The sequence below is a fragment of the Enterovibrio gelatinilyticus genome (genome assembly GCF_028683095.1).
GTDB lineage: Bacteria > Pseudomonadota > Gammaproteobacteria > Enterobacterales > Vibrionaceae > Enterovibrio > Enterovibrio gelatinilyticus.
The window spans coordinates 32,346-44,532 of record NZ_JAJUBC010000017.1; the positions used below are offsets into that span (position 1 = coordinate 32,346).

Sequence of the window (12,187 nt, forward strand, 5' to 3'; positions counted from 1 at the left end):
GTTTAAAAAGGACAAAGCGGTAATGGAATCCCCTGATATTTCTCAGTTTCTGTCAACAATCAGTCGGTATATCACGGCGAAGGACAACAATAAGCCTCACCTATTGCCTCACGTATTTGACCACTCGGCAACACTCGCCATGGCGGTCAATACGGACGGCATTTCATTCCCTTCCAACGTCTCAGGTGTCTCTGCGATTTCGGATGTATTAGTCACACAGTTTAACCAACACTACGAGAACATTTATACCTTTTGCCTTTCAGATTCGATTGAACGGGAAGGGTCTTCTTTGTCGTGCAAATGGCTCGTTGCGATGACCGAAAAAGACGGTGGGCAATTAAAGATCGGATACGGCAAGTACGGGTGGGATTTTGATCCTAACAATGGCACTCTCGTTGATAAGCTAACTATCACTATTGAACATATGGTGGTCATCGCATTTCAATGTACGAGTCATTTGTTTAATGAGTTAAGCGAGATACCTTACCCATGGTGCGTAAGCAACATAGTGAGAATGAAAGTGCCGAGCTCACCTTTATTTGATGACGTTCGCGCCTTCCTCGAAACCTAATGCCTTACGCCAAGTCAGCATCATACCCAAACAACCTCAAGATGCTCCCAAAGGGCGAGATTTGTTTGGGTATATTCAATTCGAAAGGAGCAGGTTTGGATATCAAGATTCGACACGTTGAAAAAAAGTGATAGTCCCGATTTGTTTGAGATCTACAGTTTTGAGATCTACAGTTTTACGTCTGTCACCGAGAACACCGCGAATTGAGTGACCGAGCGTTAAAACACCGAGGGTGACATGGACAAAAAACACCAACAATATCTTGATGACTACCTCATCACATTACCCGAAACTATCAGAGCAAAGCATACGTCTTTCAGTGCCGATTATTTCTGTTCAGATGAGTACAACGCCAACATTTGTGCAGACTTGATCTTACGTGGCGAAAAACGAGCATCTTGTAGCATGGCATATTGGTACACCCATGAAGGAGAGCCGATGGCAGAAGTTGGGCACTTACAAGTGGTTACCGATTGGGCTGGCGATCCAGTTTGTATTATTGAGTTCACGTCAGTTTCAGAATGTCGATATAAAGATGTCACCGCAGAGTTTGCAGCCTCAGAAGGAGAAGGTGATAAGACACTGGCTTGGTGGCGAGATGCGCACTGGAAATTCTTCTCTTTGGAGTGCGAAGAGCTAGGTATTACTCCCAGTGAAGAGATGCTGTTGATACAAGAGCGCTTCAAAGTGGTTTACCCACTAAATTAACCCCTAAATGTGTCGAAATCCTGACACAACCGAGAAAAATTTTAACCTAAAGTTGTTGTTTATCTTCGCTCTGGCGATACACTCCGTCGCCTTTCGGCACAACTGCCGATTCCCCAACAAAATGATCGAGATAAACAACAATGAATATGAAAACGCTGCTTTCCCTGATCTGCGTTTTAATGGGCTTACTGACACTATCAAGCTACGCCCATGCCGAAGAAAGAATCACACTAGGCCGCACTATCTTGCTTGAAAACGGTAAGCACGGCGCAGACATCCCATTGCTGGTATGTCGTCGTGTAAACGCCATCAAAGTAAAAGCAGATCGCGATGCGTATTTACGAAAGGTAAAAGTGACTTTCAAAAATGGCGAAACCAAAACCATCAGCTTTTACCGCAATATAAAAGAAGACGACACGACAGATTGGCGTAAGTTTGCTTATAAGCGTTGCGTGAAGAAATTGGAAGTGTTCGGCGAATCGAAGAACTCATCGGCAGGTATTCGCGTTTACGGTCGTCAGTAATCGACTGACCAATGAAAAAAGCAGCGAGCGGTAACGGCTTGCTGCTTTTTACGTTGATGCGACAACGCATGCCCCTCATAACAATGCCAATCCAGACCCTATAAATATATATAGCAAAGCGATAGAGCCTAAGGTCCTCCTAGTGCAGATACACTTCCACAAGAGATTCAGGTTCTAGTTCGATGTAATAATTGCCTTTCTTTTCACCATCGAGGTATTCAACATACACAGAACCTTCGACGGGACATTGCTTATCTTCGTAACAATGCAATAGCTCACCAAATTCATTCATACAGATCATAAATAGCACCTCAATTCACTCTCAATTCCAATCGAAAACGACTTAATCCTATATTTTTCTGTCTCTTTTTTTACTTGATGATATTCCGTATACGAACGGATGCATATAACAGGCCAAGGTTACGAAAACAAAAATAGTTATTTAATATCAATCAGTAATATCCAAAAAACACATTACTGCGTTTTGACTTCCTCACGTGCTTGCAAAACAATTTTCATATTGCAACGAAACTAACATATAGAGATCACTGTCTATCCCTTAAAACAAAAAACGGCCAACAAAAAATTGTCGACCGTTCTCCTTGGATTAAGCTTCTGATTTATTTCGCTAATTCTGCTGCTGTATCAACAAAGATGCCTTGAATGTCTTTCGCTTCACGCTCTGTTTGACCGCCGTGCTTGATGAAGGCGTTGATGATCGCTTGCGTCTTGTTTTCTTTGGCGCGTTCTAGGAAATAGCGCAATTCCAATTCCGCCCCTGCGTTTTCATCGACGATAGAGGTATGAACAATCTCTTTGTACATCACGATGTCGCGCACTTCCAACGTACTGATCACGCCCAGTGCCGCCGCCAAGAAAGTGTCTAATTCCGCTTTTGGCACAAACTGCGTAATGATGTTCAATGCTTCTGCTTGTTGCGCCGTAAAATCATTCCCCAACAGCAGAGCTTGTAAGGCTTTGTTCTTGCCCATGCGTCGCGCAAATTGCACCGCGCCCTGCCCGCCCGTTGGAATGTTCACGTGAATTTCAGGTTGCGCAAATGCCGCGTTTTCAGTGCCATAGGCTAAATCACATGCCATCACAAATTCGTTACCGCCCCCACGAGCAACACCATCCACTACTGCGACAGACAGCTGTTTCATTGCCTTGATATTGGCGATCATGTGGTTGAATTCAATGGAGGCTGCTTGCCCACCTTGCGTGCCATTGATGACATGCAAATCCAAATGCGCTAGAAAAAAGCGCTCATGAAGCGATTTAAACACCACAATTTTCGTTTCACGATCATCTTTAAGTGAAAGCACGTATGCGTTGATTTCGTTGATTAAATCAATCGTCAAAACATTCACTGGGGGATTGTTGATAGTAACAGTTGCCACGCCGTTTTCATGAGTTATCGCAATCGTGTTCATGGGTCTTCCTCGTTTGGATAAATGCGCTTTGTCTGCGCTTTGAATAAGTAGATGCTCTCAATGTGGTGTCACTATAGATTTGTCTCCTGTGATTAAAAATGCTCAAATTGGCACATTATTGTTGCCAAATTTGCACCAAAGGTTTTGCATGGATTTTTCGAGTCGATTATTGCTGTTGCTTGATGTGATTGATCTGGGTTCGTTCACTAACGTCGCTGAACAACGAAACGTTGACCGTTCAGTGATTTCCAAACACATCAGCCGCCTAGAGAGTGAACTTGGTGTGCGTTTGTTAAATCGCTCAACACGTTCGCTCTCCTTAACCGCAGCGGGACAAGAAATGATGAACCAAGCGCGAGCTTTACGTTTGTTATTAAATGAGACGTATCACTTGGCGCAGAATTATCACGCCGAACCTAAGGGTGTTTTGCGGATTTCCAGCACAAGCTTGTTCGGTAGACAATATGTGCAAAAAGCCATTGCTACATTTCAGAAAAACTACCCCGAGGTAGACATTGAGCTGCGCCTAGAAGATCGGTTGGTCGACATCGTCGGAGAAGGATTTGATATTGGCATTCGCATCGGGAAACCGAAGAACTCTAGCCTCGTCACACGGAAAATCGCACGAGATAGATTGCTGATCGTCGCCTCTCCATCGTTTATTACACAGCATGGCGAAATCAAAACGGTCGCAGAGTTAGAAGCACTGCCTGCTGCTGTGTATGCTGCCCCTGGACTGCTTCTGGATCAGTTTAGTTACCTAGATGACCAGCAAGAAAGCCAGCACTTGAAACTTAACGTCGCCTACAAAGTGAATGACGTTGAAATCATTAAAAAAGCGGCGCTTTCCGGCAACATGCTGGCGGTTGTCACTGCTCAAATGATTGAAGGTGAAGTATTAGACGGACAGCTCGTCCCGATCATGACGCACCTTAAACTCGACGACTTTGGCACTTTCTATGCCGTTTACCCGCACCGAGATGCCCCAATCAAAACCAAGTTGTTCATTGATACTTTAAAAACCGTTGTTGGCGAAGACGTTCCCGTGTGGGAGAGCAACATCCCTCATTTCGACACCTTGTATGCCCGAACCTAGTTGATCACGCGGCTTTTATTGTCTAGTTCAGGCTGCGTGCCTAGAAAACGTATTGGTTTTCAAACCCTGATCCTCACACCCAATCCGCATGAATGCCCATGGCATGTTGCACATACTCCCATCTATTCCCATCTTTGTGATTTCTCTGGAATTCAACGGCTTTCCTGATTAACTGACCGTTTTGATGTGGTACGGTGTTGTCAACTTGCTGAGTCGAATGAGACAGGGAAATGAGGCTGATAAAAACATCTCGTCTGAGTTTTCAGGAAGGAAAGTCAGACAAGGTCTACGACGTTGATTTAGTAGACACGACGAACACAAATGAAAACGAGAGATACCTCGTTAACTTTCGCTATGGTCGACGAGGGGCGAGCCTGCGTGAAGGCACAAAAACGCCTGTGCCTGTCTCTTTGGAGAAAGCCGAGAAGCTCTTTGCATCTGTCGTCGTGTCCAAAACCAACAAGGGCTATGTGGATGCCGTATCATCGCCATCTCAGCCCTCAAAAAGGGTGTCCACCTCAGGCAGTTCGGCATCTTTGCTTGATCGCATTCGACATGAAAAGAACGCCGATGCCCGTGCACGTCAAATTTGGCGATTGCCACCTGAACGCAACCCTGAAGCGGCTGCACTGATTGTTACCCTTCTCGGACAGAAAGATGATCTGCACGAATACACCCTGCTGTGGTCACTAGGCCGTGTGGGAAATGAAGAGAACATTGATAGTGTTACACCCTATTTAACGCACGCCAACAACACGCTGGCGAGTTTAGCGGTCGAAGTTGTTCTCGCCCTAACGCCTGAACAGGCGCGTAAAAGCGCGTTTGAATCGTTGCGCACGCATCAAGAAGACATCACAGCAGATACGCTCAAAAATGCCGTCGAACAATTCAACAATACTGACACTCGGCGTGCGACCAGTTACCCCATCGGCACGTTGTTAAAAGCGGCTTACTTGCAAGCCCGCGTTGATGCCGACATGCACCAGACGTTACTTCAGCTATTGCCTAGCCTGCCTTTTGTGCCAGGTGCATTTCACGGCATGCGATACATGCTCAAGATGAGCGAATTTCGGACGGATGCTGCCGTACTCGCGGCGCTGAACGTTCGCTTAGAACAAAGTAAGCCACACTTTACGAGAGAGTGGGACGTGCTCTACAACGAGCACGGTCGCCTTAACGTGGAAGAAGAACTGGCATCAAGCACCGCACGGTTGGCTCATTCCCAGAAAACCCATCGCTATTTTGTGGCGCGCTACGCCCGTGTGCTTAAACACCTTGGCATAACTCAAAATGCACATTTCATTGCATTGGCCGAATCCACACTGCTGCAATACAGCGGGGAACAAGCCAAACGCGCCCGAAGCACTCCACACTATCGATGGGATGATAATTGGCGACGACAACTCATCGCAACGCATCATTATGACGAATTCGCACACTGTTCTTCGTTGAACACCTTGCTTCGCGCTAACAACCCAGCCTATTCAAAAAATCGGCGGGGCATATGGCGATTCGACCCAGACGTGTCCTTTGAGGGGCGCGGAGAAGCATTTCCTGAGCTATGGGATAATGCGCCCGACAGCTTGCTCCGCATTGCTAGCGACACGGAATGCGAACCCATTTCAGATTTTGCGATTCGTGCACTGGAAGACAATACCGAGTTTCTAGAAACTCTGTCCCTTGATGCTGTGCTGACGCTATTTACCAAGCCATTTAAGCGCTCACAGGACTTTGCCTCGGAGAGATTGAAACACCTCTTAGCGAATCAAGCTGTCACGAACGACATACTCGTTACCCTGTTCGACAGTGGTTTAGCTGCGCCTGCGAGCCTTGGTTTAACCTTGCTTGGGCAAAAGCGTGATTTCAACGACTTCCTCGTCGCCCTGTCGTACGCACTTTGTATCGACCCAAGCACCCAGCTTGCTAGCCATACCAACGTGGTCGCGTGGCTCAACACCCCAGAACAAAAAGCGAAATTCACGTTTGTCGACAAAACCGAGTTGCTGACAACGGTAATTTCTGTGGCGAGCAAAAAGGATTTTGCGTCGAAAGATCACGCCATTCAGGTCTTTGATTGGCTGATGACACAGTGTCACGATGTACTCACGAAAACCTACCGTGATCTCTCCACGATAGACGCGTTGATTCTTTCAACATCTCCGCGTCTTTCGCTGTTCGGGTGCAAGCTTTTGGATGCCATGCCGATCGCTTATCACCAAATGTCGGATGCCGTGTTGGAGACAATCCGTGCATCGGATGATCAAGATATTCACGCGTTCAACCTCGCGTTGCTGAAAAAACTCGATAGCGATGAGCTAGCAAGCAAGCTCGATTTTCTGCTCGAGATGTTAACGAAAAGCAGTGACACCGATCAGCGCGCCATCTTGAGCGTGCTTGAGCAAACCATGCAAGGTGCGTCTTATAACGCCAGTCACGCGGAAAACCAGAAGGCGATTTTCAAACACATCGTCGCTTTGCTGCACGGGCACAAACTTGATGATGCATTGCAGCACACATTGTCCGATTTCCTTCGTGTGCATGGTGCAGACAGGTTACGAGAAGATTCAGAGGCACTTTGGCTCTTGGCAACCGCACGTTCTGAAGTGGTGCACACCCTTGCGTCCGAGCAGTTCGACAAGCAAGTATCACACGACGCCTTCTCTGCCGATAAGTGGCTCGCGTTGCTGAACAGCCCAACACTGTCGTTGCGTGAGAAAGCCCGCACGTATTTTGATGATACGCCCGAAGCGCTCATTGTTCAGATGGACTGCATTGTTCCCATCATGGAAAGCGAATGGCCAGATACACAAGCATTTGCCTTCACGTTCTGTCGCGAGACGCTGTCACGAGATCGCTGGACACCCGACCAAATTGTCGCAGTCTGTGACAGCGTTGTCGAACCTGTGCAGAGATTTGGACGAGAACTGGTGCAAACCCATTTCGACCAAGGCGATGCAGAGCAATACCTATTGCAGTTGAGCCAACACCCTGCTGCAAATGTGGAGCTGTTTGTCAGTCAGCTGTTGCCACAACACGCTGCGAACAATGAAACGGCCATTCTCGCGTTGCAGCCGTATTTTGTATCAGTGCTATCTCGAGCAAATACCGGCCGTCCTGCAAAAGACAACGTGATCCGCTTTCTCAAAGCACACGCGGACAACTCTGATGCGATTCGAGAAATGCTGTGCCAAATGCTGACTCGCTTATCACTGACATCGGTACAAAAAGACAAAGCGGAATACATCAAATTGATGTTGAGCCTGAAAAAATCGCACAGCGATCTCGCATTGCCCGTTGCACTCAAAAGCCTTCGAAACACGACGTTAAGCGAGGTTGCGAAATAAACATGGAAGTGACTTATCGATACGCCAATGCCTCACGCGTCGGTTCCAACAGCCAACAAACGGACATGTCGTTTTCACCGGATTTATCGCGCCCACCGACCTTTTTTGTTGGGGAGCTAAAAGACAAACGACGTTTTCGAGAAGCCATGTCCAGCTTGCATGATGTGGTCATTTCAGACATGCGCTTTAAGCCGAAAAACCGCGAGGAATACCAACGTTGGTTGGCGGGTGAAGAAGAACGGTTGCTGGCAGAATTCGTTAGCCAATCGGGGAAAGTGAAAGCAGAACTTGACGCAGTCAGTTCGGAACTCGCTGATATGAACCGCCAAGCTGGCGAGGTACTTGCGCCTTACTACAAGGCACAAAACACCTACTTTGATTACCTCTATAAGAACGACATGGACGCTTGGTACGTGCTCGATCCGGTGATCACTATTCATCCCGATCAGGTCTTTTTTGAATGCTTTTCTGAAGATGAGTCCAGCTACGGCAAATTGAGTTGCCAATACGATGTGTTCGCCAATGTTTCTGAGCAAGCTTATGGCACTACTAACATCGATTACTCCACCAAACTGTATAATGAGTTTCAAAAAATCCGCGATTACCGCACCACACTGCTAAAAATCGCCCCTGACGGGTTCAATATCCAAACCTCTGGCGGTGCAGAGTACGACGAGAAAAAGATCGACTTACCCGAAAGCTGGGTGCGAGGTTTCTTGCAAGTCAGTTCGGCAATGACGCTACCAATGACCACATTGCGGCTTCAACCGATGGACATTCACAACCTGTGCCTGCAACTTAAACGCAAAAAAGAACGCGTCGGCCCTCGATCCATGCGTTTCGAGCTCAACCCGGGGCAGCCTGTTCAAGTGGTGATGGAACCGTGGGGCGATGTAATTCGCTTTGACCGTTCCATTTACCAAGGCAACACAGCGCGCACTGTCCGTGTATGGGGACGCCGCCGATTGCTTATTCTGGAACGCTTATTACCCATTGCAGATCACTTCGATGTCCACCTGATGGGCGATGGATTGCCGTCTTTCTATGTCGCCAACATGGGCCCGCTCACGTTTACGCTCGGGCTGTCGGGTTGGAGTGCGAACGATTGGTCTCAAGCAGGAAATTTTGATTTGCTTGCGCCCCGTGAAACCGTGGATCAACTCACCAGCCAGCGCGTGTATCAAGCCCTTGAGAAAACACATCAAGAAAGTGCGCAAAGCCTGGCTACTCGCCTTCAACTTGATATCAGCACCGTGAAATCCGCCCTCGCGCAATATAGCCAACTGGGGCTTGTGTTGTATGACATGACCAATGACGTGTATCGGCTGCGCGCGCTCTACAACGCACCAGTCGATTTGGATGAAATTCGTTTTAACAATGAACGCGAAAAGAAAGCCGCGAATTTTGTGGCTGCGAAGCTCGTCACCATTGATAAGGCTGAGTCCGATCAACAGGGGCAACAACTCGTCGGTACCGTGATGGACAATGCCCACGAATACCATGTGGCGTTGAGTATCGATAATGACCAACGGTTGGTGAAAGGCGAGTGCCAGTGTCATTTCTGGCATCAAAACAAACTCCGCCAAGGCCCTTGCGAACATATGCTCGCACTGAGACTCACGGTGTCAGAGGAGCGCCTTTCATGAATTTTATTGCGAGATTTGCATCACTCTTTTACTGCAACACTCTTGAATCAAAACGATCAGCCTTGCATGCTGGCGACTCAGATTTTCGTGGTCTGAATACAACAGATTCAAACCACACCCCATTTGGTAGCGCGACGTTAGAACCTTGCATCGCGAATGGTGGATCACCATTCTGGTACAAAGACTACCCACGCGTCACTGAGGCAATCTTAACTGGGCCGTACTGTCACCTATATCGCTATTGCGGTATGACTTCAAAGAAGTCAATGAGCGATATAGGTAACGTACGGCATCGAGTTGATTCCCTCAGTACTAAGAACTCTTCGAAGGAAGTTGTCGCGCTACCAAACCCTCTTTCTGCGCTCCGCACTTTTCTGTTTTCTCCCGATGTCTCCTTAGCCAAGGAGGGTATTTGCCATGTCTAATGAACAACAAAACGATTCCCCTATTCAAGATCCATCACCAAAGCTGACGCGCCAAGAACTCTACGACCGCGTAAGACATGTGGGCAAAAACAATTACATTCTCAGTGAAATGACTCGCTTGGGTTTCTGGCAGAAAAACGCCGAAAAGCCGACGTTAGCTGAAGCTTTTATTGAGAAACGATCGTCGCTACAAGCCAGACTTCGCGAACTCAGTAAGGAAAATGCACTCTATTCCGATCCAGAAAAAGCGTTAAAAGCGCTCCATGACGAACGCAAAAAAGCGGCGTTGGAAAAACGCGAGCAAACAAAACGAGACCGAAACACGGCGCGCTATAAGAGAGCATTCTCTTGGTACATAAAACAAGGTGAGACATTCACCTACCTGGGTGAGAACGTTTCAGCGGGATTGGAAGATAAAACCTCACAGGAAGACAGGCTTACGGCCCAAAAACTGCCTGTTTTTGCCCATGCAGGTGCCGTGGCTGATGCAATGGGGGTTTCCACCAGCGAACTGCGGTTTCTTTGCTATCAAAAAGACGTGTCAACAATCTCCCACTATCAAGATTTTGCCATCACGAAAAAGTCGGGCGGCATTCGCACCATTTCAGCGCCGATGCCACGCATGAAACGCGCACAATATTGGTTGCTCGACAATGTGTTGAACAAGTTGGCAGTTCACGATGCCGCACATGGCTTTGTGTCTGGCAGAAGCATTGTTTCGAATGCCGAACCACACATTAAGAAACGTGTCGTGATTAATTTAGACATGAAGGACTTTTTCCCTTCGGTCAGTTACAAGCGCGTAAAAGGCATGTTCAAGCAACTTGGCTACAGTGAAGAACTGGCCACAACGTTTGCCTTACTCACCACAAAGCCGGCAACAGAAGCGTTAGACATGGATGGGAAAACATGGCACGTCGCTGTGGGGGAACGCACATTGCCACAGGGTTCACCTTGCAGCCCTGCGATAACGAATGTGCTATGCCGACGTCTTGATGCTCGCCTAAAAGGCATGGCCGAAAAGCTTGGATTTACGTATACCCGCTACGCCGATGATCTCACCTTTTCCAATGATGATGACAGCCAAGTACAAGCACTCCTATGGCGCTGCAAACAAATCGTATCCAGCGAAGGGTTTGTTATTCATCCAGATAAAACACGCGTGATGCGCCGCCATCAGAAACAGGAAGTGACAGGCGTTGTCGTTAACGATGGGCTGTCCGTGGAAAGAAAAACCTTGAAGCGTTTTCGTGCAGTATTAAAACAAGTAGAGCTTGATGGCCCTGAAAACAAGCATTGGGGACACGGTGAACTTTTTCAAAGCTTGGCGGGGTATGCAAACTTTGTTGCCATGGTGAACCCAGAGAAAGGGATCCCACTTCAAAAATCCGTGATCCACATAAAACGTCAGCATGATATTCCCGTGCCGACAGGCAAAGTGAGCGCACTCAACAAGAAGCTGTTCCGCATCAAAGCGGCGAAAGGTGAAACCCCAAGAGAGGATTGGTGGCAACCTATAGATAAATCAGCGCCAACACTGGAACTCACGCCCCAACAAATACAAAACAAAAAACGAGAGGCAATAGAAGAAGCTCGACAGCAATACGATGGCAATGTTGATAAGCGCACACAGCACACTGATAACGATGACTCTCTAGAGCCCGGCGAGAAAAAGCATGGCATCGGATTTTGGATTTTCGCCATCATCTTCTCGCCAATCATTTTGATCGTGGCATTGTCCCGCGCCTCTACAACGGCCAAAATTGCGTTGGCAGCTTCACTGTTCTTTTGGATGTATTACTTCTTCATGTAATTTTTTTCACTCTTTTCAAGAACCCCAGCCCTGAATAAGTGCCTTAAGCGCTCAGGGCTTAGTTTCTCAAGCTTGGTTTCTCGAGTTTACTTACCCATTTGGCGCTCAGAGATTGATAAATACACGGTCCTTATTCTCATTCTGACAACCGTCGGCACTCCGTGGCATAATCTCACTCAATCACAACGATCAATAACAAAAGAAAACGACAATGAAACTGATTGATAAATTGGCTTGGCTTACGATCAAAGACGGCAAACTACTGGCCGTACGCTCAAAAGGCAAAACACTGTTCTACCTCCCGGGCGGTAAGCGCGAAGCAGGCGAAACCGATGAACAAGCGTTGATGCGCGAAATCAAAGAAGAACTGTCTGTTGATTTGGTGGCTGAAAGCCTCAAGTATGTTGAGACTTTCACTGGCCCTGCGGATGGCAAAGCGGAAGGTGTATCTGTGCAGCTGACCTGCTACTTCGCCGATTACACAGGGGAACTAGAAGCCGATGCTGAAATCGAAGAAATGGCGTATTTGGGAACGGCTGACGAAGCCATTACCTCGAAAGCAGCATGGGTTGCTCTTGAGTGGTTGATTCAACAAGGCCATATCACCCAATAATTGCTTGCTATAAA

At 47.5% G+C, this 12,187-nt stretch carries 11 protein-coding genes; 9 read left to right on the forward strand and 2 right to left on the reverse strand.

Annotated features, from left to right (window positions below):
• The first annotated feature begins 22 nt into the window (after positions 1–22).
• The 3 genes from LRP50_RS15055 to LRP50_RS15065 all read left to right on the forward strand — a co-directional run bounded on the left by LRP50_RS15055 (position 23) and on the right by LRP50_RS15065 (position 1,803).
• Positions 23–571 (forward strand): hypothetical protein, encoded by a 549-nt coding sequence (locus tag LRP50_RS15055; protein ID WP_274165280.1) that lies wholly within the window; start codon positions 23–25, stop codon positions 569–571.
• Positions 572–808: 237 nt separating this feature from the next.
• Entirely contained in the window at positions 809–1,279 is a 471-nt protein-coding gene (locus LRP50_RS15060; RefSeq protein ID WP_274165281.1) for an ASCH domain-containing protein, read from the forward strand.
• A gap of 140 nt (positions 1,280–1,419) precedes the next feature.
• Positions 1,420–1,803, forward strand: a complete 384-nt coding sequence (locus LRP50_RS15065; protein ID WP_274165282.1) for a DUF2541 family protein — start codon at positions 1,420–1,422, stop codon at positions 1,801–1,803.
• 139 nt (positions 1,804–1,942) lie between these two features.
• On the opposite strand, the gene LRP50_RS15070 is transcribed toward LRP50_RS15065, so the two are convergent.
• Positions 1,943–2,104, reverse strand: coding sequence for a hypothetical protein (locus LRP50_RS15070; protein WP_274165283.1), 162 nt, complete (start codon positions 2,102–2,104; stop codon positions 1,943–1,945).
• A gap of 319 nt (positions 2,105–2,423) precedes the next feature.
• Entirely contained in the window at positions 2,424–3,236 is an 813-nt protein-coding gene (locus LRP50_RS15075; RefSeq protein ID WP_274165284.1) for an enoyl-CoA hydratase/isomerase family protein, read from the reverse strand.
• Between the two features lie 148 nt (positions 3,237–3,384).
• Here LRP50_RS15075 and LRP50_RS15080 point away from each other — a divergent pair, with 148 nt between their 5' ends.
• From LRP50_RS15080 to LRP50_RS15105, 6 genes are all read left to right on the forward strand, one after another.
• Complete coding sequence (locus LRP50_RS15080) at positions 3,385–4,332, forward strand: LysR family transcriptional regulator (RefSeq protein WP_274165285.1); 948 nt, start codon at positions 3,385–3,387, stop codon at positions 4,330–4,332.
• Positions 4,333–4,562: 230 nt separating this feature from the next.
• Entirely contained in the window at positions 4,563–7,676 is a 3,114-nt protein-coding gene (locus LRP50_RS15085) for a hypothetical protein (protein ID WP_274165286.1), read from the forward strand.
• A 2-nt stretch (positions 7,677–7,678) separates the two neighbouring features.
• Positions 7,679–9,322, forward strand: coding sequence for an SWIM zinc finger family protein (locus LRP50_RS15090; protein WP_274165287.1), 1,644 nt, complete (start codon positions 7,679–7,681; stop codon positions 9,320–9,322).
• On the forward strand, positions 9,319–9,747 hold the full coding sequence (locus tag LRP50_RS15095) for a hypothetical protein (protein ID WP_274165288.1): 429 nt from the start codon (positions 9,319–9,321) through the stop codon (positions 9,745–9,747). The genes LRP50_RS15090 and LRP50_RS15095 overlap by 4 nt, the downstream gene beginning before the upstream one ends.
• Complete coding sequence (locus tag LRP50_RS15100; RefSeq protein WP_274165289.1) at positions 9,740–11,560, forward strand: reverse transcriptase family protein; 1,821 nt, start codon at positions 9,740–9,742, stop codon at positions 11,558–11,560. The genes LRP50_RS15095 and LRP50_RS15100 overlap by 8 nt, the downstream gene beginning before the upstream one ends.
• A gap of 211 nt (positions 11,561–11,771) precedes the next feature.
• The gene (locus LRP50_RS15105) at positions 11,772–12,173 is read left to right on the forward strand and encodes an NUDIX hydrolase (protein ID WP_274165290.1); all 402 of its coding nucleotides are present in this window, start codon (positions 11,772–11,774) and stop codon (positions 12,171–12,173) included.
• The last annotated feature ends 14 nt before the right edge of the window (positions 12,174–12,187 follow it).

What these genes read in the sequence shown, in the direction of transcription:
- LRP50_RS15055 (WP_274165280.1), top strand. Translation starts at nt 23, where the DNA reads ATGGAATCCCCTGATATTTCTCAGTTTCTGTCAACAATCAGTCGGTAT.
- LRP50_RS15060 (WP_274165281.1), top strand. Translation starts at nt 809, where the DNA reads ATGGACAAAAAACACCAACAATATCTTGATGACTACCTCATCACATTA.
- LRP50_RS15065 (WP_274165282.1), top strand. Translation starts at nt 1,420, where the DNA reads ATGAATATGAAAACGCTGCTTTCCCTGATCTGCGTTTTAATGGGCTTA.
- LRP50_RS15070 (WP_274165283.1), bottom strand. Translation starts at nt 2,104, where the DNA reads ATGATCTGTATGAATGAATTTGGTGAGCTATTGCATTGTTACGAAGAT.
- LRP50_RS15075 (WP_274165284.1), bottom strand. Translation starts at nt 3,236, where the DNA reads ATGAACACGATTGCGATAACTCATGAAAACGGCGTGGCAACTGTTACT.
- LRP50_RS15080 (WP_274165285.1), top strand. Translation starts at nt 3,385, where the DNA reads ATGGATTTTTCGAGTCGATTATTGCTGTTGCTTGATGTGATTGATCTG.
- LRP50_RS15085 (WP_274165286.1), top strand. Translation starts at nt 4,563, where the DNA reads ATGAGGCTGATAAAAACATCTCGTCTGAGTTTTCAGGAAGGAAAGTCA.
- LRP50_RS15090 (WP_274165287.1), top strand. Translation starts at nt 7,679, where the DNA reads ATGGAAGTGACTTATCGATACGCCAATGCCTCACGCGTCGGTTCCAAC.
- LRP50_RS15095 (WP_274165288.1), top strand. Translation starts at nt 9,319, where the DNA reads ATGAATTTTATTGCGAGATTTGCATCACTCTTTTACTGCAACACTCTT.
- LRP50_RS15100 (WP_274165289.1), top strand. Translation starts at nt 9,740, where the DNA reads ATGTCTAATGAACAACAAAACGATTCCCCTATTCAAGATCCATCACCA.
- LRP50_RS15105 (WP_274165290.1), top strand. Translation starts at nt 11,772, where the DNA reads ATGAAACTGATTGATAAATTGGCTTGGCTTACGATCAAAGACGGCAAA.